Below are 25,460 nucleotides of genomic sequence, written 5' to 3'. Positions count from 1 at the left end.
TTTTAACTTAAAGTTGTAATTTCACTTTTAATTAAAATTACCAAAATTAAACATGAAATACTTATTTATTAAAATCTTTTTTTTACTTGCGCTTACAACCAATCTTTTTAGTCAAGAAACTGTTGGATTATTGCAACACGAAGAGGACTCTTATGATGGTTATACATTATTTACTCCTGAGAAAAATACATTAGTATATTTAATAGATAACTGTGGACAAGTTATAAATACATGGGATTTTTCAAGCAACCCTGCTTTAACTTGTTATCTTCTTGAAAATGGAAATTTATTAAGAGCAGGCCAACAAGGCTTAGAAATTAGAGATTGGGATAACAATATTATTTGGCAATTCAGTCTGAGTGCAATCGGAATTAGACAACATCATGATATAGAACCACTTCCAAATGGGAATATTTTATGTTTAGTAAAAGACAATGTTACTGAGACAGAACAAATTGATTTAGGCAAAAATCCCCTATTACTTAATGGAACATTGAAATCTGAAAAAGTAATAGAACTCCAACCAATAGGCACAAATCAGGTTAATATTGTGTGGGAATGGCGTTTTCTTGATCATATTATTCAAGATTTCAATGCTAGTGCAGCTAATTATGGGGATGTTGTTGCACACCCAGAATTGGTAGATTTTAACTACGAAGATTATAATATGAACCATTCTGACTGGTTACATATTAATAGTGTGGCATATAATAGCAATTTAGACCACATTATCCTATCTGCCAAGAGTATGGGTGAGATTTATGTTATTGACCATAGCACAACAACAATTGAAGCTGCTGGACATACTGGAGGAAATTCTGGAAAAGGTGGCGATTTTCTTTGGCGTTGGGGAAATCCCGAAGTATATAGACAAGGAACTGCAGCAGATAGAAAGCTATTTGAACAGCATGACGCCAAGTGGGTTAAAAACGATTATTTGCACGAAGGAAAAATAACTGTATTCAATAACGATCAAAATGGCACACAAACCCATAGTGCTATTCATCTAATTGCACCAGAATTAGATATTAATAATGAATACCTTTTAAACAATGACGCGTTTTTACCAGCTGATTATTTTTGGTCATGGAGTGGAGATATTTTAGGTGAAACCGTTGTAGAATTAAAAAAGTCTGGAGTACAAGCTTTACCCAATGGAAACATGATGCTTTGTGAAACAGCAAAAGGTAGATTAACAGAAATGGACTTAAATGGTAATATTGTTTGGATTTATAGAAACCCTGTAGGTTCTGTAATTCATAATCAATTTGAAACTGAATTAGAAATTTTTAGGGATAACACAATATTTAGAGGTGAGAAATATCCAAAAGATTATCCTGCTTTTGAAGGCAAAGATTTAACTCCAGGTACTATAATTGAAGATATTAATAGCAACTCTGAAACTTGCATTCAAAATTTATCAATATCTAATTTTGAAAATTCAAATAATTACGTTTCAATTAATAATCCTGTTTATAATAAAACTTTACATTTTAATTCTATTCAGAAAAATATTTCTATTACAATTCATAATGTTTCTGGGCAAAAAATTTATAACACTAAGAATTTTAATGGCAAAAATTTAGAAGTCTCGAATTTACAATCAGGATTATATTTTGTGAAAATTGAAAATCAAATACATCAACAAATAATTAAAGTAATTGTTCATTAGTTATAAAAACAAAATTTATTAAAAAAATCCCATTGAATTAATTCAATGGGATTTTTTTATTGCCTGATTTTTTTTATGCTTCACCAGTTGGACCAAAGTTTAATGGAATTGGTGGTTGCTCGTAATCTTTAATTTCACCATGGGCGCCTTCAAATTTATTTACATTATCGCTTAATGCTTTTAATAAACGTTTCGCATGTTGTGGCGTTAAAATGATTCTAGATTTGACTTTGCTTTTAGGGGTTCCAGGCATGATGCTTACAAAATCGATAACAAATTCTGATACAGAATGGTTAATAATTGCTAAGTTAGAATAGGTTCCTTCTGCAACCTTTTCATCTAATTCAATATTAATTTGTCCTGGTTTTTGTTGTTTTTTTTCGTCTGACATAATATGTATAGTTTTAAACAAAGAATCCTGCAATAGCAGGATTCTTTTAATTATTTATTATTGAATGAATACCAAAAAATTAATTGTAATTAACTTCTTGTTTTGCTTGCATCATTTCGTCGAATTCTTCTTTAGAACCAACAATAATATTCTCATAAGTTCTCATTCCTGTTCCTGCTGGAATTCTATGACCTACAATTACATTTTCTTTTAGTCCTTCTAAATTATCCACTTTACCATTTACAGCTGCTTCGTTAAGAACTTTTGTAGTTTCCTGGAACGATGCTGCAGAAATAAACGATTTAGTTTGTAAAGATGCTCTAGTAATACCTTGTAAAATAGGTGTTGCAGTTGCAGGTTGTGCATCTCTAGCAGCAATAAGTTTCTTATCTTCTCTTAAAAGAATAGAATTCTCATCTCTTAAATCACGAGGTGAAATAATTTGACCAGGTTTTATAGTTGCTGAATCTCCAGCATCTTCAACTACTTTCATTCCAAATACTTCATCATTTTCTTCAATGAAATCTGATTTATGAACTAATTGATCTTCTAAGAATGTAGTGTCTCCAGAGTCTATAATTCTAACTTTACGCATCATTTGTCTTACAACAACTTCAAAATGCTTATCGTTAATCTTTACACCTTGCAAACGGTAAACTTCTTGCACTTCATTTACCAAGTACTGTTGTACAGCTGAAGGTCCTTTAATATTCAAGATATCGTTAGGAGTAATAGATCCATCAGAAAGAGGCATACCAGCTTTAACGAAATCGTTTTCTTGAACAAGAATCTGATTCGATAATTTAACTAAGTATTTTTTAATGTCTCCTAATTTAGATTCTATAATAATCTCACGATTACCTCTTTTTATTTTTCCAAAAGAAACCACGCCATCTATAGCACTTACAACAGCTGGATTAGAAGGATTACGAGCTTCAAATAATTCTGTTACACGAGGTAAACCTCCTGTAATATCTCCAGATTTAGCAGATTTACGTGGAATTTTAACTAAAATCTTACCAACTTTAATCTTATCTCCATCGTCAATCATTAAATGCGCTCCAACTGGTAGGTTGTATGAACGGATAGTCTCTCCCTTAGAGTCTTCAATATGAAGTGTTGGGATTAACTTTTTATTTCTAGATTCAGAAATTACTTTTTCTTGGAAACCAGTTTGTTCATCTATTTCAACTTGGTATGTAATACCTTGTTCAATATTTTCGTAACGTACTTTTCCGGCAAATTCTGAAATAATTACTCCGTTATATGGATCCCAAGAACAAACAACATCTCCTTTTTTAACTTCTTCACCATTCTTAACAAAAATGGATGAGCCATAAGGAATGTTATTAGTACTTAAAGTGATACCTGTTTTCTTATCAACCAGTTTCAACTCAGACGTACGAGAAATAACAATATTTACTGTTTCGCCTTGACTATTTTCACCTTTTACAGTTTTTAAATCGTCAATTTCGGCAATTCCATTAAACTTAACTGTTAATTTATTTTCTTCTGAAATGTTTCCTGCAATACCACCTACGTGGAATGTACGTAATGTTAACTGTGTTCCAGGTTCTCCAATAGATTGTGCTGCCACAACTCCTACTGCTTCTCCACGTTGTACCATTTTATTGGTAGCCAAGTTACGACCATAACATTTAGTACAAATTCCTTTTTTAGCTTCACAAGTTAAAGGAGAACGTACTTCTACAGATTCTATTGGTGAGTTTTCAATAGCTTTTCCAACTACTTCGTCTATTAAGTCTCCAGAAGCAACAAGTAATTCGTCTGTTAAAGGATCGTAAACATCATTTAAAGAAATTCTACCAATAATTCTATCCTTTAAAGGCTCAACTATTTCATCGTTTTTCTTTAATGGTGTAACTTCTACTCCTCTAAGCGTTCCACAGTCTTCACTGTTTACAATAACATCTTGAGACACGTCTACTAGACGACGAGTTAAGTATCCAGCATCTGCTGTTTTAAGTGCTGTATCGGCAAGACCTTTACGAGCACCGTGAGTTGAAATAAAGTATTCTAAAATTGAAAGTCCTTCTTTAAAGTTAGAAAGAATTGGGTTTTCAATAATTTCTCCACCTCCTGCAGTAGATTTTTTAGGCTTAGCCATTAATCCACGCATTCCTGTAAGCTGACGAATCTGTTCTTTAGATCCACGAGCCCCAGAGTCAAGCATCATATATACTGAGTTAAATCCTTGTTGATCTTCACGAATACGTTTCATAGACAATTCTGTCAATTCTGCGTTTGTTGAAGTCCAGATATCAATAACTTGGTTATAACGTTCGTTATTAGTAATAAGTCCCATGTTATAGTTACCCATAATACCATCAACCAGACCATTGGCCTTGTCAATCATGCTTTGCTTTTCTGGTGGGATAATAATATCTCCTAAACTAAAGGATAATCCACCTTTAAAGGCAAAACTATATCCTAAGTTTTTAATTTCATCTAAGAAATCTGCTGTTTCAGGTACAGAAGTTACTTCTAAAATCTTACCAATAATACTTCTTAAAGATTTTTTAGTAAGTACTTCATTCACATATCCAGCAGTATGAGGTACATGTAAGTTAAACAATACACGTCCTACAGTTGTTGGTATAATTTGTAGAGACAATTCTCCTGATTCATCAAAGTCATATGTTCTAACTTTAATTGAAGCATTTAAATCAACACGCTTCTCATTATAAGCAATAACTACTTCTTCTGGAGAATAGAATGTTAAACCTTCTCCTTTAATTGGCACATCTGTAGTAGACACACGCTCTTTGGTCATATAATATAAACCAAGAACCATATCTTGAGATGGTACAGCTACTGGTGACCCATTGGCAGGGTTTAAGATATTATGAGAAGCCAACATTAACAATTGAGTTTCCAAAATAGCCTCTGGCCCCAATGGTAAGTGAACAGCCATCTGGTCACCATCAAAATCGGCATTAAATGCCGTAGTTGCTAATGGATGTAACTGAATAGCTTTACCTTCAATTAATTTAGGTTGGAAAGCTTGAATACCTAATCTGTGTAAGGTAGGAGCACGATTTAAAAGAACTGGATGTCCTTTTAAAACATTTTCTAAAATATCCCACACTACAGGTTCTCTTCTATCTATAATTTTCTTTGCAGATTTTACCGTTTTTACAATTCCTCTTTCAATTAATTTTCTAATTACAAAAGGTTTGTAAAGTTCAGCTGCCATATTTTTAGGCAATCCACATTCAAATAATCTTAATTCAGGTCCAACAACAATTACCGAACGAGCAGAATAATCCACACGCTTACCTAGTAAGTTTTGACGGAAACGACCTTGTTTACCCTTTAATGAATCTGATAAAGATTTTAAAGGTCTGTTAGAATCTGTTTTTACAGCTGAAGATTTACGTGTATTATCGAATAATGAATCTACAGATTCCTGTAACATACGTTTTTCGTTACGTAAAATAACTTCTGGTGCTTTTATTTCAACAAGTCTTTTAAGACGATTGTTTCTAATAATTACACGACGATACAAGTCATTTAAATCAGACGTTGCAAAACGACCTCCATCTAGTGGTACTAAAGGACGTAATTCTGGTGGAATGATTGGCACAACTTTCATAATCATCCATTCAGGACGATTTTCTCTGTTCTCATTTGATTCACGAAGTGCTTCAACAACTTGAAGTCTTTTTAAGGCTTCTGTTTTACGCTGTTTAGACGTTTCAGTATTAGCTTTATGCCTTAATTCGAATGATAAGGTGTCTAAGTCTATTCTAGCTAATAAATCGATTAAACACTCAGCACCCATTTTTGCAATAAACTTATTAGGGTCTGAATCGTCTAAATATTGGTTTTCTTTTGGAAGTGTTTCAAGAATATTTAAGTATTCTTCTTCTGTTAAGAAATCCATTTTTTGTACTGGTTCTCCTTCGGCGTTGTTAGCAATACCGGCTTGAATTACTACGTAACGTTCGTAATAAATAATCATATCTAATTTCTTAGATGGTAAGCCAAGAAGGTAACCTATTTTATTTGGTAAAGAACGGAAGTACCAGATATGGGCAACAGGAACTACTAAATTAATATGTCCTACTCTGTCTCTACGTACTTTCTTTTCTGTTACTTCTACACCACAACGGTCGCAAATAATTCCTTTGTAGCGAATTCTTTTATATTTTCCACAAGCACATTCGTAATCCTTTACAGGTCCAAAAATACGCTCACAAAATAAACCATCACGTTCTGGTTTATGAGTTCGATAATTGATAGTTTCAGGTTTTAAAACTTCACCTCGAGATTCTGCTAAAATAGATTCTGGTGATGCTAAACCAATGGAGATTTTATTAAATCTCTGTACTGTATTCTTATCTTGTTTTCTTGCCATTTCTTTATAGTTTTCAGTATTCAGTATTCAGTCGCAGTACTTACTGCTGACTGAATACTGTAAACTATTTTATTATTCCTCTAATCTGATGTCTAATCCTAAACCTTTCAATTCGTGCATAAGTACGTTGAATGATTCTGGTAATCCAGGTTCAGGCATTGGTTCTCCTTTAACTATACTTTCGTAAGTTTTAGCTCTACCAATAACATCATCAGATTTAACGGTCAATATTTCTCTTAAAGTTGCAGATGCTCCATAGGCTTCAAGAGCCCAAACCTCCATCTCTCCAAAACGTTGTCCACCAAATTGTGCTTTACCACCAAGAGGTTGTTGAGTTATTAAAGAGTAAGGTCCTATAGAACGTGCGTGCATTTTATCGTCAACCATATGTCCTAATTTCAACATATAGATAACTCCAACTGTTGCAGGTTGATCAAAACGATCTCCTGTTCCACCATCGTATAGATAGGTATGACCAAACCTTGGAATTCCAGCTTCGTCTGTATATCCATTAATTTGATCTAGAGAAGCTCCGTCAAAAATAGGTGTTGCATAAGTACGTCCTAATTTTTGTCCAGCCCAACCAAGAACAGTTTCATAAATCTGACCAATGTTCATACGAGAAGGTACACCAAGTGGGTTTAATACAATATCTACTGGCGTTCCATCTTCTAAGAAAGGCATATCTTCTTGACGAACGATACGTGCAACAATACCCTTGTTACCGTGACGCCCTGCCATTTTATCTCCTACTTTTAGTTTACGTTTTTTAGCGATATACACTTTAGCAAGTTTAATTATTCCTGCTGGTAATTCGTCTCCTACAGAAATAGTAAACTTCTCACGGCGTAAAGAACCTTGTAAGTCGTTTTCTTTAATCTTGTAGTTGTGAATTAAGTCGGCAACTAATTTATTTGTATAATCATCTGTAGTCCAAGTTCCGCTAGTTAAATGCGTATAATCGTCTACAGAGTTTAACATTTTAAGAGTATATTTTTTACCTTTTGGTAATACTTCTTCTCCTAAATCGTTAAAGATACCTTGAGCTGTTTTTCCTCCTACAATTGCAAAGAGTTTATCAACTAAAACATCTTTTAAATCGTCGAATTTCTTATCGTAAATCCCTTCTAATTGAGCGATATCTTCTTTATCTTTTGCACGTTTACGTTTATCTTTAACGGCACGAGCAAAAAGTTTTTTATCTATTACTACACCATTTAATGATGGTGACGCTTTTAAAGATGCATCTTTAACATCTCCAGCTTTATCACCAAAAATAGCTCGTAATAATTTTTCTTCTGGTGTTGGATCACTTTCTCCTTTTGGAGTAATTTTTCCTATAAGGATATCTCCAGGCTTCACCTCGGCTCCAATACGAATCATTCCATGTTCATCAAGGTCTTTTGTTGCCTCTTCTGAAACGTTAGGAATATCATTTGTCAGTTCTTCGTTACCTAGTTTAGTGTCTCTAACTTCAAGAGAATACTCATCAATATGGATAGATGTAAAAACATCATTTCTAACAACTTCTTCAGAAATTACAATTGCATCCTCAAAGTTATACCCTTTCCAAGGCATAAAGGCTACTTTCATATTTCTTCCTAAAGCTAATTCTCCTTTTTGAGTAGCATAACCTTCACAAAGTACTTGACCCTTAGCAACTTTATCACCTTTTACTACAATAGGTTTTAAGTTGATAGACGTACCTTGGTTCGTTTTTCTAAACTTAACTAATGGATAGGTTTTAGTTTCGCTATCGAAGCTTACTTTTGCTTCGTCTTCAGTTCTATCGTATTTAATAGTAATTTCGTTTGCATCTACATACTCTACAACACCGTTTCCTTCTGCATTAATTAAAACACGAGAATCTGAAGCTACTTGTCTTTCTAATCCGGTTCCAACAATAGGAGCTTGCGGACGTAATAAAGGAACTGCTTGACGCATCATGTTGGATCCCATCAAGGCTCTATTCGCATCATCATGTTCCAAGAAAGGAATTAATGAAGCTGAAATTGAAGCAATCTGGTTTGGAGCAACGTCTGTATAATGAATTTGGTTTGGCTCTACCACAGGAAAATCGCCTTCCATTCTAGCAATTACCTTGTCGTGAAGAATTTTTCCTTTATCATCGACACTTACGGTTGCTTGCGCAATCATTTGGTCTTCTTCTTCTTCCGCACTTAAATATATTGGTGTGCTTTTTATATCTACAACACCATCTGTTACTTTTCTATACGGTGTTTCTATGAATCCCATGGAGTTCACTTTAGCAAATACTGAAAGTGAAGAAATAAGACCAATATTTGGTCCCTCAGGAGTTTCAATTGGACAAAGTCTTCCGTAGTGCGTATAGTGAACGTCACGTACTTCGAAACCAGCTCTTTCACGAGATAAACCACCTGGCCCTAATGCAGATAAACGACGTTTGTGCGTAATTTCTGCAAGTGGATTGGTTTGGTCCATGAATTGAGACAACTGGTTAGTCCCAAAGAAAGAATTAATTACAGACGATAAAGTCTTAGCGTTAATTAAATCTATAGGTGTAAAGACTTCGTTATCACGTACATTCATTCTTTCACGAATAGTACGAGCCATACGAGCTAAACCAACTCCAAATTGAGATGATAACTGCTCACCAACTGTACGTACACGACGGTTAGATAAGTGATCAATATCATCAATCTCTGCTTTCGAGTTGATAAGTTCTATTAAGTATTTTATAATGGTAATAATATCTTCTTTAGTAAGCACTTGCTTATCCATTCCAATATCAAGACCTAATTTCTTGTTCATTCTATAACGACCTACCTCTCCAAGAGAATAACGTTGGTCACTAAAGAATAATTTATCTATAATACCACGTGCTGTTTCCTCATCTGGCGGCTCAGCATTACGTAGTTGTCTATAGATATGTTCAACAGCTTCTTTTTCAGAGTTTGTTGGATCTTTTTGTAAGGTATTGTGGATAATTGCGTAATCTCCTTGTTGCGCACTTTCTTTGTGTAAAAGAATTGTTTTTACGCTAGTTTCAAGAATTTCTTCAATATTGTCTTTATCTAAAACAGTATCACGATCAAGAATAATTTCGTTACGTTCAATAGATACAACTTCACCAGTATCTTCATCAACAAAATCTTCATGCCATGTATTAAGTACACGAGCAGCAAGCTTACGTCCCTGAACTTTTTTCAATCCTGCTTTTGAAACTTTAATTTCTTCAGCAAGGTCGAATATTTCAAGAATGTCTTTATCGCGCTCAAAACCAATAGCTCTAAAAAGAGTTGTTACTGGTAATTTTTTCTTTCTATCAATATACGCATACATGACTTGGTTAATATCTGTAGCGAATTCAATCCAAGATCCTTTAAAAGGAATAACTCTTGCAGAATATAATTTAGTTCCATTTGCATGAAAAGATTGTCCAAAAAACACACCAGGAGAACGATGTAATTGAGAAACAACAACACGTTCTGCACCGTTGATACAGAATGTACCAGAAGGTGTCATATAAGGAATTGTACCTAAGTACACATCTTGAACAATGGTTTCGAAATCCTCATGTTCAGGGTCTGTACAATAAAGTTTTAATCTAGCCTTAAGTGGAACGCTATATGTAAGTCCTCTTTCAATACATTCTTCAATAGTATATCTAGGTGGATCGATAAAGTAATCTAAAAATTCTAGTACGAATTGATTACGAGTGTCTGTTATTGGGAAGTTTTCCATGAAGGTATTATATAGACCTTCATTACCTCTTTCTTCTGATTTCGTTTCTAACTGGAAAAAATCCTGGAAGGATTTAATCTGAATATCCATAAAATCTGGATACTCTGTTCTATTTACAATAGACGAGAAGTTTAATCTTTCAGCTTGTGTTATTAACATCAATGGACGAAATTTTGATTAAAAAAAAATGTTTGTTTATAGCCTACTGGCTATATACGACAAATGGTCTAGGTCTTAGAGAGCACTCTCCAGACCTAAACCTTTGTTAATTTTGGTTGTTAAGCTTATTTAAGCTCAACCTCAGCTCCAGCTTCTTCTAACTGAGCTTTTAATGCTTCAGCTTCATCTTTAGAAACTGCTTCTTTGATTGCACTTGGTGCTTCATCAACTAAACCTTTAGCTTCTTTTAATCCTAAACCAGTTAATTCTTTAACTAATTTTACAACTGCTAATTTAGAACCACCAGCCGCTTTAAGGATAACATCAAATTCTGTTTGCTCATCAGCAGCGTCTCCACCACCAGCAGCAGGACCAGCCATAGCTACAGCAGCAGCTGCAGGCTCGATACCATACTCATCTTTTAATATAGTTGCTAATTCGTTTACTTCTTTTACTGTTAAGTTAACTAATTGTTCTGCGAAATCTTTTAAATCTGCCATTTTTCTATCGTTTTAATAAATTTTAATAATAATATAATTGTAATTAAGTGCGTACACGTTTAAATTATCCTTCTTTTTCGGATAATGTTTTAATGATACCTGCCAGTTTACCACCACTTGATTTAAGTGCTGAAATAACATTTTTAGCAGGAGATTGTAATAATCCAATAATATCTCCAATAACTTCTTCTTTAGATTTAATGTTAACTAAAGAATCTAGTTGATCATCGCCAATATAAATAGCTTCCTCAATAAATGCTCCTTTTAAAAGAGGTTTATCTGATTTTTTACGGAAAGTATCTATTATTTTAGCTGGAGCATTACCAGTCTCAGAATACATTACTGAAGTATTTCCTTTTAATGTAGAAGGAAGGTCTCCAAAATCTTTTTCTGAGGCCTCCATTGCTTTTGCAAGCAAGGTATTTTTAACAACTGCTAACTTTACGTTTGCTTTAAAGCAAGCACGACGTAAGTTTGAAGTACTAGCTGCATTTAATCCTGATATATCTGCTAAATAAATATTTGCATTATCAGCTAATTGTGCAGTTAATTCTTCGATTACTTGTGATTTTTCTTCTCTTGTCATAATAAAAGTTTTAAACTACTTAACCGATTTTAGGATCAACAGCGATACTTGGACTCATAGTAGAAGACATAAAAATGCTTTTTACATAAACTCCTTTAGCTGCAGTTGGTTTTAGTTTCATTAATGTTTGTAATAATTCGTTTGCGTTATCTACAATTTTATCAGCACTAAAAGATGCTTTTCCAATTGAAGCGTGAACAATACCAGTTTTATCAACTTTAAAGTCAATTTTACCAGCTTTCACATCGCTTACTGCTTTAGCTACGTCCATAGTTACAGTACCTGTTTTTGGGTTTGGCATTAAGCCACGAGGACCTAATACACGTCCTAAAGGACCTAATTTACCCATAACGCTAGGCATAGTTACAATAACGTCTACGTCTGTCCAACCACCTTTGATTTTATCAAGATATTCGTCTAAACCTACATAGTCAGCTCCTGCTTCTTTTGCTTCTGCTTCCTTATCTGGAGTTACTAATGCTAAAACTTTTACGTCTTTACCAGTACCATGAGGTAGTGTTACAACTCCTCTTACCATTTGATTTGCTTTTCTAGGGTCTACTCCTAAACGAACTGCTATATCAACAGAAGCATCAAATTTTGTATTGGTTATATCTTTTACTAATGCTGAAGCTTCAGTAACAGAATAAATTTTACCTTTTTCTATTTTTGCTAAAGCTTCTTTTTGTTTCTTTGTTAATCTTGCCATTTTAAAAATTTTTTAGATTAATTAGGGGCTTCGCCACCTTTTACAGTTATACCCATTGATCTTGCAGTACCTGCTACCATTTTCATAGCTGCATCTATAGTAAATGCATTTAAATCTTGCATTTTGTCTTCTGCAATGGTTCTAACTTGATCCCAAGAAACTCTTGCAACTTTCTTAATATGTGGCTCTCCTGAACCTTTTTTTGCTTTGGCCGCTTCTAATAATTGTACAGCTGCAGGTGGTGTTTTGATTACAAAGTCAAATGATTTGTCTTTGAAAACCGAAATCACAACTGGTAAAACTTTACCAGGTTTATCTTGGGTTCTAGCATTAAACTGCTTACAGAATTCCATGATATTCACTCCAGCGGCACCTAAAGCGGGTCCAACCGGTGGCGACGGATTCGCTGCACCTCCCCTTACTTGTAGTTTAACTACTTTACTTAACTCTTTTGCCATTTTTAATAATTTAGTTTTTTATGTAATTCTATTTTTTTGAAGCTTAAGAACTACACTTAATATATATTTGTAACAATTATTATACTTTTTCAACTTGCATATAACTTAACTCTAATGGTGTTTTTCTTCCAAAAATCTTAACCATTACTTCAAGCTTACGCTTTTCTTCGTTTATGTTTTCAATAGTTCCATCAAATCCATTGAATGGCCCATCAATAACTTTTACGGTCTCTCCTTTAGTGAATGGTATAGCTACACTTGAATCTGCATCTACAGTTAATTCATCCACCTTACCTAACATTCTGTTTACTTCAGATTGTCTTAATGGTACTGGATCCCCACCTTTTGTTTCACCTAAAAACCCAATAACATTGGTTACAGATTTTATAATATGTGGTATTTCTCCGGTTAGATTAGCCTTAACCATAATGTAACCTGGAAAATAAACTTTTTCTTTGTTTATTTTTTTTCCGTTACGTATTTGAATTACTTTTTCGGTTGGAACTAAAACTTGGTCAACATAATCCTCTAAACCCAATCGAGCTATTTCTGTTTCGATGTAAGCTTTAATTTTATTCTCTTGACCACTTACAGCACGAACAACATACCATCTTTTCTCATTCCCTTCAGACATAAAATCTTTTTTTAACCGTTAATGAATTTAAAATAGAATCCGACAACTTTACTAAAAACCGTATCTACACCCCAAATTGCTAAGGAAAAAATGATAGAGAACACAGCTACTAAAACTGTTAAACTTTGTCCCTCAGCCATTGTAGGCCAAGTAACATTGTTCTTTAATTCTCCAAATGATTCTTTTATATAGGTTATAATTCCTGCCATTATAATATATTTATTTGCACGGGTTGAGAGACTCGAACTCCCGACACCTGGTTTTGGAGACCAGTGCTCTACCAACTGAGCTAAACCCGTAAATACAAGTCAAGGCATTCCGAAAAACGAAATACCTTAACCATATATTTTATTAAACTTTATTAGTCTAAAATTTCAGTTACCTGACCTGCTCCTACTGTACGTCCACCTTCACGGATTGCGAAACGTAAACCTACGTTCATTGCGATAGGCTGAATTAATTCAACAGTAATAGTTAAGTTGTCTCCAGGCATAACCATTTCAACTCCGTCAGGAAGTGCAATATTCCCAGTTACATCAGTCGTACGTACGTAGAACTGTGGACGATAGTTATTATGGAATGGTGTATGACGTCCTCCTTCTTCTTTCTTAAGGATATAAACCTCAGCTTTAAATTTCTGGTGTGGTGTTACTGAACCTGGTTTAACAATAACCATACCTCTAGAGATTTGAGATTTATCAACACCTCTTAATAAGATACCTGCATTATCTCCAGCTTCTCCTCTATCTAATATTTGACGGAACATTTCAATTCCTGTAATAGTAGAAGTTAATTTTTCAGCTCCCATACCAATAATTTCAACAGGATCCCCTGTATTAGCAATACCAGTTTCGATACGACCTGTAGCTACAGTTCCACGACCAGTAATAGAGAATACATCTTCGATTGGCATCAAGAAAGGCTTATCAACCTCACGTAAAGGCTCTTCAATCCAATTATCAACAGCTTCCATTAACTCAAGAACTGTATCAACCCATTTTTGTTCACCGTTAAGAGCTCCTAAAGCAGACCCCTGAACTACAGGACCATTATCTCCATCGTACTCGTAGAAAGATAATAAGTCACGGATTTCCATCTCAACTAACTCTAATAATTCTGGATCATCCACCATATCTACTTTGTTCATAAATACAACGATACGAGGAATACCTACTTGACGTCCTAATAGGATATGCTCACGAGTTTGAGGCATTGGACCATCAGTTGAAGCAACCACAAGAATTGCACCATCCATTTGAGCCGCACCTGTAACCATGTTCTTTACGTAATCCGCGTGACCTGGACAGTCTACGTGAGCGTAATGACGATTAAGTGTTGCATATTCTACGTGTGAAGTATTAATTGTAATACCTCTTTCTTTTTCTTCTGGTGCATTATCAATTTGATCAAATGATCTTGCCTCTGAATAACCTGCATCAGCTAATACTTTAGTAATAGCAGCAGTTAAAGTTGTTTTACCGTGATCTACGTGTCCAATTGTACCAATGTTTAAGTGTGGTTTTGAACGATCGAAAGTTGCCTTTGCCATGTTTTAAAAAATTTTAATCTTAGTTATATAATAATATTAGTGTATTCAAATTTAATTTAGCTTTAAAAAGAGCCAATGACGGGAATTGAACCCGTGGCCTCTTCCTTACCAAGGAAACGCTCTACCCCTGAGCTACACCGGCTTTAAAAAAAGAGCGAGAGACCGGGTTCGAACCGGCGACATTCAGCTTGGAAGGCTGACGCTCTACCAACTGAGCTACTCTCGCAATATTTAATTTCCTATATTTTAATTCTAATTATTTTTAGTATCTAAAAATAAAGTGGGGAGAGCAGGATTCGAACCTGCGAAGACGTAGTCAGCAGATTTACAGTCTGCCCTCGTTGGCCGCTTGAGTATCTCCCCAATTAAAATGTTTCACTCTTTTAAAGAACTTTATCTGTTTTCGGTTAAAAACACACGAATTAGATATTTATTTTTGAGCCGATGGAGGGACTCGAACCCACGACCTGCTGATTACAAATCAGCTGCTCTAGCCAGCTGAGCTACATCGGCTTTTAAACCTTTTTCACAAAAAAAAAAGCCCGCTATTTCTAACGGACTGCAAATGTATATATTTATTTTCTTTTTCAAAACATTTTTTCTGAAAAATTTATTATAAATGTGCTCTAAGTTTCTCTTTTCTTTTTTTAAGCTGTCTTTCTAAGGAGGCTACAGCCATATCTGTTCCTTCTTCAAAAGTTTTACATTGTTTTTTTACTACCAAACTATCCCCTGGAACATTAACGCGAGCTTCAAAAATTTTATTTTCTTTATCGCTTGTGTTATCTAATTTTAAATAAACATCTGAACTGATTACTTTATCATAATACATATCTAACTTATCCATACGTTTTTGAACAAAGTCTATCAGTTTTTTATCTGCATTAAAATTGACTGATTGCGTGTTTACTTTCATACTTCTATTGTTTTTTTGATTATACATTAGTGTTTTACTGTATTACTTTTTACTTCTAGGGTGTGTGTTTAGATACACTTTTTTTAATTCGGATATACTGTTATGAGTATAAATTTGTGTAGCAGCTAAACTAGAATGTCCTAAAAGTTCTTTAACAGCATTTAAATCTGCACCTTGATTTAGCAAATGGGTTGCAAAAGAATGCCTTAATATATGTGGACTCTTTTTTACCTTACTAGATGCTAAACTAAAATACTCATTTATTATTCGGTAAACAAGTGTTTCATAAATTTTAACTCCTTTTTTTGTTAAAAACAGAACCTCAGGATTTGTTAGTCTTTCTAACTTATTTCTTTGTTCTAGGTAATCTTTTATTGTATTTATTACTGATTGTAATAATGGCACAAACCGTTCCTTGTTTCTTTTACCCAATACCTTTAATGTTTTATTAGAGAAATCAACATCCTTTAATTTAAGATTTACTAATTCTATTCTTCTAATTCCTGTGGAATAGAAAAGCTCTATAATTAACTTGTTTCTTAAACCTTCAAAATCATTTTCATGGAAAAGTTCGTCCAGAACATTAGTAATTTCGTTTTCTGAAAAAGGAACTTGAATTTTTTTACTCGTTTTTAAAGCTTTATGTTTTGCCAATGGGTTGGCCTGAATACTTTCAGTTTTTAATAAAAATTTATAATAAGAGTTTAAAGCTGAAATTTTCCTATTGATACTTCTATTAGAGATATTCTTTTCTACCAAACAAACAATCCAACTTCTTATTTGTGAATAATTGACAGCTTCAATTAAATTGTTATCGTACTCTAATTCTAAAAAATTCAAGAACTCAGTCAAATCATTTTGATACGCCTTTATTGTGAGTTTAGAGTAGTTCTTCTCTAGTAATAAGTAGTCTATAAACGATTTAAAAGGCATGATGAGTAGATATTGTTTAGTAAATATATTGAATTTAAAAAAGAAGATATCTATTGAACAAAAAAAATCCTGCAATTGCAGGATTTTTTGGGATTTAACAAAAATGAGATTAGATGTTCTCTTGATCTCTTAAATGTTGGATGTATTGTGCTTTTTGATGCTGAGCTCTTTTTATAACTGAAGGCTTGTCAAACTGCTTACGAGTTTGTAGTGCACGTTTAGTTCCAGTTTTATCAAACTTTCTCTTATAACGCTTTAACGCTCTATCTATATTTTCTCCTTCTTTAATTGGTATTATTAACATAGTGTCTTAACCTCCTCTCTTTTAGATTTTCAAGGCGCAAATATAAAAACATTTTAATAATGAGCAATCAAAAAAATGAAAATTATTTTTTAGATTTATATTATGTGAATAACACAGCCGTCTTACCCTCCTAAAAACCTAAATAACAGCTTAATAAAACCATTTTAAAATAATGCTTTTAAAACAGATTAACCTTATTCTTTAAATAATGAGGAACGTTTGGTTAAATCTTGAATGAGCTTTTCTTCTTCCTCACTTTCCAATAAGGTATTATAGTCTTTCCAAAAAGCTTTATTGTATGGCCTTGACATGAAAATATCTGGATCCCAAGTACTATTTAAAGCTTCTTTAATTTTCTCTTTATCTAATATAATCTCAGTAAACAAAATTTCCTGAACCGTATAATAATAACGTTCTTCCGGATTACTTTCTACCTCTTCTCCTTTTAAATTACTTCCAACCTTAGAACCTACATTTACAAGTTTTGGGGTTTCATAATAAATGTAACTTGGATACATTTTATCTTGATACTCCATATAATTAATAATTAATTTATGGTTTACCTGAGTTCCAAAAAGCGTTTTACTTCTACTTTTTTGAGCACTAGAAGCTGCAATTAATTCGTATTCAATTTTCTTAATAGCATACGTATCCCAATAGATATAGATCCAACCATTGGCATTATAACCATCGTTATAAATGCCTTTAGTTTCAAGATTGATATACTCTTTTCCCTTATTAATTTTAATCTTGTAGATTTTTCTGTCGTTATCCACCAAAATGGTATCTAAAGAAAACAAATGTTGCTCTAACATGTTTTCGCTAAACAAAGCTCTTGATTTATTAGAGTTTCTAACAAGGTTTAATTTTCCTTGAAAAAAATTCTCCAAACCATTTATTCTGGTGTCATTCCATTTGATGGCTTTTATTAAAGAAGATGTTTTAATAGTATCTCTTCTTAAATTTCTTGCTTTTAAATCTCTATTATTAGACTTATCCTTTAAGTATGCTGTATAAGTTAATAAACTATCTACATCTCTTAAATCGTAGCTTTTTCTAACCTCATCCACATTAATCTTTAAGAACTCTGAAGTATTTGTCTGATAACTAGAATCGTAAAGTGTAATAGCTCCTTCTACAAGCCATTTAAACTCTTTTTTATTACGTTCTTTATGTCTAACAAAACCTTTTTCTATATAAGCTGAATCTGGTAAATTTTCAGACAATCTCTCCAAAGCGCGTAATACAATATCGTTTCCTGTTTTTGGTCTTGTGTCTGCCACTAACAATATTTCATCTAAAGAGGCCACATCAGGCTCTAAATACACATCAAATGTACTGTCGAATTCATTTACAGGAATTTTATAACTCTTAAAACCAATAGAAGACACAACTAAAGTATCTAAATTATATCTATCTGGCACTACTAAAACAAACTTTCCATCGGCATTGGTAATGGTACCAATAGTGGTGTTTTTAACATAAACACTTGCACTTTCAAGAGGTAAAAATGTTTCTGCATCCAATACAGAGTTTTTCAATTCTGTTTGTGAAAACGCCGAAACACCACATAAAAGAACAAGAGCTACGAAAAAATGTTTGAAATATTGAGGCTTCATAATACTATTTACTTAAATTTAGGTAGCAGGTTTGTAGTTTTTATCGTCTAAAATCATTTTAGCTAAGATTTCACGAAGAATCTCTGAAGTTCCTCCTCCAATTGGTCCTAACCTACTATCACGTAATAATCTTGCCATTGGGTATTCTTCCATATACCCATAACCTCCTAAAAACTGAAGGCAATCGTAAATAACCTCGTCTGCCATTTTAGTTGATTTCAATTTAGACATGGTAGCTTGTTTTACAACATATTCACCTTTATCTAGTCTATAAGCTACAGAATAATTAAATTCTCTACAGATTTCCATATCTGCATATAACTCTGCAAACCTATGTCTTAACGCCTGGAATTTATCAATAGTTTTTCCAAAAGCCGTACGCTCACTCATATATTGCTTGGCATAATCTAATGCAAACTCTGCTCTGGCATGCGAGTTAACTCCCATAATTAATCTTTCTAAAGCAAAATGCTGCATAATATATGGGAAACCTTTTCCTTCTTCACCCATTAAATTACCAGCAGGAATAGTTACATTATCGAAAGCAATTTCTGCCGTATCACTAGCTCTCCAACCTAATTTATCCAATTTAGTTGCTGAAATTCCTGGCGTATCTCTATCCATAATAAAAATACTCATTCCTTTATGTCCAGCTTCTGGATCTGTTTTTGCTGCAACAACTAAATAATCGCTATAAACACCGTTAGTTATAAAGGTTTTAGAACCATTAATAACATAATTATCACCTTTTTTAACAGCTGTAGTTCTCATTCCCGCAACATCACTACCTCCAAAAGGCTCTGTAATGCACAAGCAACCAATTTTATCTCCAGCAATACTTGGAGTTAGATATTTTTCTTTTATTTCGTGATTTCCTTCTTTATTAACATGGGTCATAGCTAAATAGGCATGTGCCCACATATTTGCAGCAAATCCACCTGAATTTATTTTTTGAAGTTCTTCTAAAAATATGACGGTGTAAAATAAGTCGAGATTTAATCCGCCATATTCTTCAGGATAGGCCAAGCCAAAAAATCCCATATCGCCAAACTTTTTCCATATAAAGCGCTCTACAGTTCCTTCTTTCTCCCATTTCTCAATATGTGGAACAACCTCCTTTTGTAAAAAATCTTTAAGACTTTCTCTAAACAATTGATGTTCTTCTGTGAAGTACATACTATTCATACCTTTTTCTTTATTAATTTAGCTTCAAATATAATTTAATTATATCGATTTTGTTTGATGGGAAGCTTTTAACTTTCAACAAATCGTCCAGAGATTGATATCCATCTCTTAAGGTTCGTTGTTCGATAATGTGGTGTGCTATCTCGTAATCAATATACTGAATAGTAACGAGTTCTTCTATAGTAGCGGAGTTCAAGCTTATTTTATCAACTTCTTTTGGCGTTTTTACTGTGAATTGCTCTGTGAGTCTCTCAATAACTTCTGGCGACAAGCCATAAATTTCCTGCAATTGGACATCGGCAATAAATCCGCCATACTTTTCTCTGTATGCTACAATTCGTTTTGAATATGCTTCGCCAATACCATTAACTTTTTGCAATTGTGTGGCTGAAGCTGTATTTAAATCTTGTTTTTGTTCGAAGGTTTTGGGCTGATTATTATTTTTATAGGAATATTCTTTTTTGGGTTTTGGGTTTGTAACCCATTCCGGAAACTTAAAGTACGGTGAAATTTTTGACAGGAAAGAATCTGACACCTGAGTGACTTCCTGAAACTCTTTAGCAGAATTCACCCATTTATCTTGTTTTCTGAAAGCTAATAATCTATCAATTTCTTCATTAGTCATTCCCAAAGTATACCCTTTATAGTCGGTTATATAGTTAGGATTAAACGGATAGATTTTTGGTTTTCTCTTTTCAATTTCCACCAAACGCAAAGAATCTATCTCTTTTTGAAAGGCTTGCAATTCGTCTTGATTTACTTGAACATCTTCTGAAGAAAAACTAACAAAAAAATAAACAGCTTGCAATCCAACTATAATTAAAACCAATAAAAAAATCCCATTCCGTTGTTTTTTTGAAAACGTAAAATGGGATTTAAATTTCTCCATGATTGGTTATTTTTTAGTCTCTATCTGTTTTCGAAACAGCAGATTTGCTTTTAATTTTTTAGTATAGGCATCTAAATCAAATTTAACTTCTTTAGACATAATATACAGTCCTATAATATTTGGAAAGGACATAGCAAGAATCATCATATCTGAGAAGTCTAAAACTGCTCCTAAACTTACCGATGCTCCAATAACTACAAATACTAAGAACAACATTTTATAAATAAACTCAATTTTTTTACTTTTTCCAAATAAGTATGTCCAAGCTCTCATTCCATAATAAGACCAGGAAATCATAGTTGAAAAAGCAAATAAGAAAACTGCTAATGCTAAAACGTAAGGGAACCAAGAGATTTGACTTCCAAAAGCATCAGAAGTTAATTGAGCCCCAGCCATTCCTTCTACCTCATGCATACCAGTAAAGATAAGAACTAATGCTGTTAAAGTACACACAACTACTGTATCTATAAACGGTTCTAATAAAGCTACAAAACCTTCAGAAGGAGGATGATTCGTTTTAGCTGTACTATGTGCAATAGCTGCCGAACCTACACCTGCTTCGTTTGAAAAAGCTGCACGTTGAAATCCTACGACTAATACTCCAATAATCCCTCCTTTTAATGCAGACGGACTAAAAGCACCATCAACAATTGCCGAAAATGCAGGTCCTATATTTTGAATGTTCATGATAATAACAGCTAAAGCAGCAACCACATATATAGAAGCCATAATTGGCACCACACGACCTGTTACCTTTGCAATACTATTAATACCACCAATAATTACTACTCCTACTAAGATAGCAGTTATAATACCGAAATAAAATCCATTTCCTTCTAACATTGGAAACTGTCCTGCTAATTGCTCGAAAGACTGATTGGCTTGGAACATATTTCCACCACCAAAAGAAGCTCCAACGGCAAGAACAGCAAACATTCCAGCTAGAACTTTCCCTAAGCCTTTCATATTTCGTTTTTCCAGTCCGTGACGTAAATAGTTCATTGGACCACCAAAAACACGGCCATCAGGTAAGATATCTCTGTATTTTACACCTAAGGTACATTCTACAAATTTGGTAGACATCCCTAATAATCCACAAACAATCATCCAAAAAGTAGCTCCTGCTCCTCCTAAGGAAACAGCTACGGCTACTCCAGCAATATTACCAAGACCAACGGTTCCGGAAACAGCTGTTGCCAAAGCCTGAAAATGTGTTACTTGTCCTGGTGCGTCCGGATCGTCATATTTTCCTCTTGCCAAATCGATAGCATGTTTAAATCCACGAATATTAATAAAGCCCATTCTAATGGTAAAAAACAAAGCTCCAAGCACTAACCAAATAACAATAAAAGAAATTGGTTTGGTAAGTGGATCTCCATTTGGATGCGTTAAAACAATAGGTTTATCGTATGCTATTTCTGCAAAAATATGAGCCCCTTGCTCTATAACATGCTTTTTGTTTTCAGAATTATAAATTGTTTTTCCTTCGGCAGTAAGTTGGCTTAATTTACCATTTGCTAATGAATTTACTGTAATTTCTTTTCCACTTAAATCAGTAATAATTGCTATTGCTTCACCTTTGTTAACATGGACGCCGTCTCCTTTTAACCATTGTTTAAGAACGTATTTATTTTCAACCTCATTCGTCCAGTTAGGAATACCTATTCGTTTAGAATCTGCATAAACTACAGGATCATAAATACCAATTGCTTCAAAGGGATCCCAAAACAAAATGGAACCTAAAGCACTTACTGCAGGTGTCATGGTGCCATTAAAAACTTCGGTAATAGCTTGTGTTTTTACTGTAAAAACTGCTGTTTTAGTATCTCCAACTGCATCTGTAACTACTACGGTATAAGGGATGCCTTCGGTAAGACCCTTGGATCTATTAGACTTTAAAGGTGTATTTTGGTTGCTCCATCTATAAGTGTAAGGCTCTACACCTCCAGTTACATTTAAAGTTACAACTCCATCGTTTATAGCTCTAGAAGGATTAGAAACAACTCCTTCAATATTAAAATCTTGAGCAAAAATTAGAACGGGTAAAATTAATGTGAAAATTGAAAGAAGAATTTTCTTCATAAAAATTTATTATTAGTTAGTTTGTTATTTTTAAGTGTAGCAAGATGCTAAAAAAAAATGATTTTTTAAAGTTTCAACTTTAATTTAACGCTCAACCAAGCTATTAAAATTAGATATTGTACAAAGAATTTAACTTTTGAATTTGTTCTGGTCTTCCTAAAACAATAATTTTTGAATTAGGTACCAACTCTATTTCTGCGTCGGGATTTATTAAATACTCGCCTTTTGCGTCTTTAAAACCTATAATACTACAACCTGTTTGTTTTCTAAGATCTAAATCTCTTATAGTCTTAATTTCCATAGTGTCGTAAAGTTGTTCAACAGAAATTTCTTCAATATTAATATTCGATTTTCCAACTATGGACAAATTATCAATAAACTCCAACAAGCCTGGAACCACAACTAAAGAAGCCATATGATCTCCCCCTATTTTATCTGGAAGTATCACGTTATTTGCTCCTGCTAGTTTTAATTTTTTGTATGATGTTTCTTGAGAAGCACGACTAATAATATTTAATTTATTATTTATTTGTCTTGAAGAAAGCACTACAAATAAGTTATCTGCATCGTTTGGCAACGCTGAAATTAATGTATTTGCTCGTACAATTCCTGCTTTCAAAAGGGTTTCGTCTTCATTGGCGTTTCCTATAACAAAAGGCACCAATTCACTTTGATATTTCTCGGCTATTTCTTTATTTTTTTCAATAATTACAAAAGGTTTTTCGTATGCTATTAACTTGGTAGCAGCTTGTTTCCCATTCCTACCATATCCACAAACGATAATATGATCTTTGAGGTTATCAATCTTTTTTTGCATCTTTCTTTGTTTTAATCCTTCAAAATTATTCTTACTTAAAATATATTCTGTTATAACACTAATAGCATAACCAACAATAACTACACTGGTTAAAATTAAAATAACCGTAAACAATTTAGAGCCATCATCTAAAGGTTGTACTTCACCAAAACCAACTGTTGTAATGGTAATTACGGTCATATAAAGTGCGTCAATCCAAGTAAGCTGAGATAACACTTTAAACCCAATTACTCCTGCACTTAAAAGGGTTGTGAGAAGTAAAATAGCTGTATATATTTTAGATTTTAAAAGTTTAATTAAGGGGTTATTCATATTATGTTTTTATAAATCGAATACCGATGAGCGCTTTGTATAAAGCAAATCTTTAATATGCATCCAAAAAGCAATAAAAAGATATAAAGCAAAACCAAAACCAAGGGTTACGAAAGTTAAGTACAAAAATGATGTTCTTACAACCCTAGCTCTAATACCAAGTCTATCTGCAATTCGCTGACAAACATAATAGCCATGTTTTTGAAAGTAAAGTAAAATCCTGTAAAATAAATTCATGTTGCAATTTAAATATAAAAAAATTATAAAATTGAAAAAAAATATTTTCCTCTTTCTAGGTAATTAGCAATTAGTTAAAACTCAAAAATATCTTTCAAGAGTTATAATATTCACTCTTTAATTATTAACGCATTTCCTATTGCGCATTGGACACATTTATTTTTATCGCAATATTCTGTTTTAAGCTGAATAAGAGCTTGAGATTGTAATGCCGAATGTGACACTTTCTTTAAACTATTAAAAGCCGATATAATATTATTTTTCTCCGATGGTATTTGTTGAATTAACTCCAAAAGTTCGTCGTTAATATCTCTTCCTTGGTATCTTGCATAAGCAAACTTTATTGGAATGATTGTATTAATCAATAACAAATCTATAAACGATTTAGCAATTTTTTTAGATGATGGTTTAGATTCTTTTCCAAACGTATAATGCAACTCCCAAAAAGATGAAGTTGACACTTGAAATAAGTTATAAAGTTCTTTTTGAGACTTAATTTCAATTATTTTAGAGAATAAATTTGTTTGTTTACCGTAGAGAGTTGCTAATTGAGATAGACGAATGGTAGGAAAATTTTGAGGTCTCAATCTAAAAAACTGAATAGGTATTACCTCGTTATTACTTAATTGAAATTTTTGTTTTAAAAACTGGTACTCATTTAGCAGCTCTAAAAAATAAGGCTCCTGAATATCTTCGACTAATAAACCTGCTTGACCAAAAAACAAAGCTTCTAAAGCTATTTGGTTGGTTTGTAGTTTTCTAATGTTAGCATAATCAATACTACTTGCTATGCTAAAAAAAGCATCGCCATTTACTTTTAATCCAAAGTTTTTGGCTAACATTTTAAATAAAACAGCTTCCCAGTTATTTTTAGAATCCAATAATAAAGCTTCAATTATTTGAGACTTCCTTTCCAATCTTTCAATATATAAACGCTCTAACCAACTGTCAATAATAAAATTATCAACTTCTGCAAAATCTGCTTCGCAATTAATCCATTTGTTTTTAGAAGAAAGTAATTTATTGTAATTATGTAATACTTTTTTATCTACAAACTCCTTCAATTCCAGAGTTGGAATAATGGAATTATCCTTTCTGAATATTTCGGTATCGTGGTCCCAAACTACGTGTAATATTACATTATCATATGCTTTATCTGTTTCGTGATTGTGTACAAACCAATCACTAGACTTTATATGAATCTCTACATTTCCTGCCCAAAGCTGATCTGCAATTTTAAGTTGGGCATTAAAAAAATCTGGTCCAGAATTAGAATTGTGTTGTCCAACTGAAACAATTTCTAAACCTTCATGCTGTGTAGTTTTAAGATTAATTACAGCCATTTTTTTATGTTGCCAGATATAATGTATAAAGTCTTCTTGCATAATCTAAAAATAGTGA

The 25,460-nt window shown here is 33.2% G+C and carries 21 protein-coding genes and 5 tRNA genes; 1 reads left to right on the top strand and 25 read right to left on the bottom strand.

Annotated features, from left to right (window positions below; all coding sequences use genetic code 11):
• Window positions 1–52 precede the first annotated feature (52 nt).
• Window positions 53–1,672, top strand: coding sequence for an aryl-sulfate sulfotransferase (locus OS191_RS07060; RefSeq protein WP_267155014.1), 1,620 nt, complete (start codon window positions 53–55; stop codon window positions 1,670–1,672).
• A gap of 73 nt (window positions 1,673–1,745) precedes the next feature.
• On the opposite strand, the gene OS191_RS07055 is transcribed toward OS191_RS07060, so the two are convergent.
• The 25 genes from OS191_RS07055 to OS191_RS06935 all read right to left on the bottom strand — a co-directional run bounded on the left by OS191_RS07055 (window position 1,746) and on the right by OS191_RS06935 (window position 25,444).
• The gene (locus OS191_RS07055; RefSeq protein ID WP_267155013.1) at window positions 1,746–2,063 is read right to left on the bottom strand and encodes a DUF3467 domain-containing protein; all 318 of its coding nucleotides are present in this window, start codon (window positions 2,061–2,063) and stop codon (window positions 1,746–1,748) included.
• Window positions 2,064–2,142: 79 nt separating this feature from the next.
• Window positions 2,143–6,444, bottom strand: a complete 4,302-nt coding sequence (rpoC, locus tag OS191_RS07050) for a DNA-directed RNA polymerase subunit beta' (protein WP_267155012.1) — start codon at window positions 6,442–6,444, stop codon at window positions 2,143–2,145.
• A 72-nt stretch (window positions 6,445–6,516) separates the two neighbouring features.
• Complete coding sequence (gene rpoB, locus OS191_RS07045) at window positions 6,517–10,329, bottom strand: DNA-directed RNA polymerase subunit beta (protein ID WP_267155036.1); 3,813 nt, start codon at window positions 10,327–10,329, stop codon at window positions 6,517–6,519.
• A gap of 125 nt (window positions 10,330–10,454) precedes the next feature.
• Window positions 10,455–10,829, bottom strand: a complete 375-nt coding sequence (gene rplL / locus OS191_RS07040; protein ID WP_267155011.1) for a 50S ribosomal protein L7/L12 — start codon at window positions 10,827–10,829, stop codon at window positions 10,455–10,457.
• A 64-nt stretch (window positions 10,830–10,893) separates the two neighbouring features.
• Entirely contained in the window at window positions 10,894–11,415 is a 522-nt protein-coding gene (gene rplJ, locus OS191_RS07035) for a 50S ribosomal protein L10 (RefSeq protein WP_267155010.1), read from the bottom strand.
• Window positions 11,416–11,434: 19 nt separating this feature from the next.
• Window positions 11,435–12,124: a 50S ribosomal protein L1 gene (gene rplA / locus OS191_RS07030; RefSeq protein ID WP_267155009.1), complete on the bottom strand. Its 690-nt coding sequence runs from the start codon at window positions 12,122–12,124 to the stop codon at window positions 11,435–11,437.
• 17 nt (window positions 12,125–12,141) lie between these two features.
• Complete coding sequence (rplK, locus tag OS191_RS07025) at window positions 12,142–12,582, bottom strand: 50S ribosomal protein L11 (protein ID WP_267155008.1); 441 nt, start codon at window positions 12,580–12,582, stop codon at window positions 12,142–12,144.
• 79 nt (window positions 12,583–12,661) lie between these two features.
• Window positions 12,662–13,216, bottom strand: a complete 555-nt coding sequence (gene nusG / locus OS191_RS07020) for a transcription termination/antitermination protein NusG (protein ID WP_267155007.1) — start codon at window positions 13,214–13,216, stop codon at window positions 12,662–12,664.
• Between the two features lie 11 nt (window positions 13,217–13,227).
• The gene (gene secE / locus OS191_RS07015) at window positions 13,228–13,425 is read right to left on the bottom strand and encodes a preprotein translocase subunit SecE (protein ID WP_267155006.1); all 198 of its coding nucleotides are present in this window, start codon (window positions 13,423–13,425) and stop codon (window positions 13,228–13,230) included.
• Between the two features lie 17 nt (window positions 13,426–13,442).
• Window positions 13,443–13,515, bottom strand: a tRNA-Trp gene (locus tag OS191_RS07010).
• Window positions 13,516–13,577: 62 nt separating this feature from the next.
• Window positions 13,578–14,765: an elongation factor Tu gene (tuf, locus tag OS191_RS07005; RefSeq protein ID WP_267155005.1), complete on the bottom strand. Its 1,188-nt coding sequence runs from the start codon at window positions 14,763–14,765 to the stop codon at window positions 13,578–13,580.
• A 70-nt stretch (window positions 14,766–14,835) separates the two neighbouring features.
• Window positions 14,836–14,907: transfer RNA gene (locus OS191_RS07000), tRNA-Thr, on the bottom strand.
• Window positions 14,908–14,918: 11 nt separating this feature from the next.
• A tRNA-Gly gene (locus OS191_RS06995) sits at window positions 14,919–14,991 on the bottom strand.
• A gap of 55 nt (window positions 14,992–15,046) precedes the next feature.
• Window positions 15,047–15,128: transfer RNA gene (locus OS191_RS06990), tRNA-Tyr, on the bottom strand.
• A gap of 76 nt (window positions 15,129–15,204) precedes the next feature.
• Window positions 15,205–15,278 (bottom strand) — tRNA-Thr (locus OS191_RS06985).
• A gap of 100 nt (window positions 15,279–15,378) precedes the next feature.
• Window positions 15,379–15,681: a ribosome hibernation-promoting factor, HPF/YfiA family gene (hpf, locus tag OS191_RS06980; protein ID WP_267155035.1), complete on the bottom strand. Its 303-nt coding sequence runs from the start codon at window positions 15,679–15,681 to the stop codon at window positions 15,379–15,381.
• A 42-nt stretch (window positions 15,682–15,723) separates the two neighbouring features.
• Window positions 15,724–16,614, bottom strand: coding sequence for a phage lytic cycle repressor MrpR family protein (locus tag OS191_RS06975; protein ID WP_267155004.1), 891 nt, complete (start codon window positions 16,612–16,614; stop codon window positions 15,724–15,726).
• A gap of 109 nt (window positions 16,615–16,723) precedes the next feature.
• Window positions 16,724–16,918, bottom strand: coding sequence for a 30S ribosomal protein S21 (rpsU, locus tag OS191_RS06970; RefSeq protein ID WP_267155003.1), 195 nt, complete (start codon window positions 16,916–16,918; stop codon window positions 16,724–16,726).
• Window positions 16,919–17,112: 194 nt separating this feature from the next.
• Entirely contained in the window at window positions 17,113–18,537 is a 1,425-nt protein-coding gene (locus OS191_RS06965) for a carboxypeptidase-like regulatory domain-containing protein (RefSeq protein WP_267155002.1), read from the bottom strand.
• 18 nt (window positions 18,538–18,555) lie between these two features.
• On the bottom strand, window positions 18,556–19,722 hold the full coding sequence (locus tag OS191_RS06960; protein WP_267148570.1) for an acyl-CoA dehydrogenase family protein: 1,167 nt from the start codon (window positions 19,720–19,722) through the stop codon (window positions 18,556–18,558).
• Window positions 19,723–19,735: 13 nt separating this feature from the next.
• Window positions 19,736–20,611 (bottom strand): ComEA family DNA-binding protein, encoded by an 876-nt coding sequence (locus OS191_RS06955; protein ID WP_267155001.1) that lies wholly within the window; start codon window positions 20,609–20,611, stop codon window positions 19,736–19,738.
• A gap of 6 nt (window positions 20,612–20,617) precedes the next feature.
• Window positions 20,618–22,693: an amino acid carrier protein gene (locus tag OS191_RS06950; protein WP_267155000.1), complete on the bottom strand. Its 2,076-nt coding sequence runs from the start codon at window positions 22,691–22,693 to the stop codon at window positions 20,618–20,620.
• Window positions 22,694–22,802: 109 nt separating this feature from the next.
• Window positions 22,803–23,822: a potassium channel family protein gene (locus OS191_RS06945; RefSeq protein WP_267154999.1), complete on the bottom strand. Its 1,020-nt coding sequence runs from the start codon at window positions 23,820–23,822 to the stop codon at window positions 22,803–22,805.
• A gap of 9 nt (window positions 23,823–23,831) precedes the next feature.
• Window positions 23,832–24,059 carry a PspC domain-containing protein gene (locus OS191_RS06940; protein WP_267154998.1) on the bottom strand — a complete coding sequence of 76 codons (228 nt, stop codon included), beginning with the start codon at window positions 24,057–24,059 and terminating at the stop codon, window positions 23,832–23,834.
• Between the two features lie 110 nt (window positions 24,060–24,169).
• Window positions 24,170–25,444 carry a DUF2851 family protein gene (locus OS191_RS06935; RefSeq protein WP_267154997.1) on the bottom strand — a complete coding sequence of 425 codons (1,275 nt, stop codon included), beginning with the start codon at window positions 25,442–25,444 and terminating at the stop codon, window positions 24,170–24,172.
• Window positions 25,445–25,460 lie beyond the last annotated feature (16 nt).

This window comes from Xanthomarina sp. F2636L, assembly GCF_026410195.1.
Classification (GTDB): domain Bacteria; phylum Bacteroidota; class Bacteroidia; order Flavobacteriales; family Flavobacteriaceae; genus Xanthomarina.
This window is presented reverse-complemented; position numbering and strand designations above follow the sequence as displayed.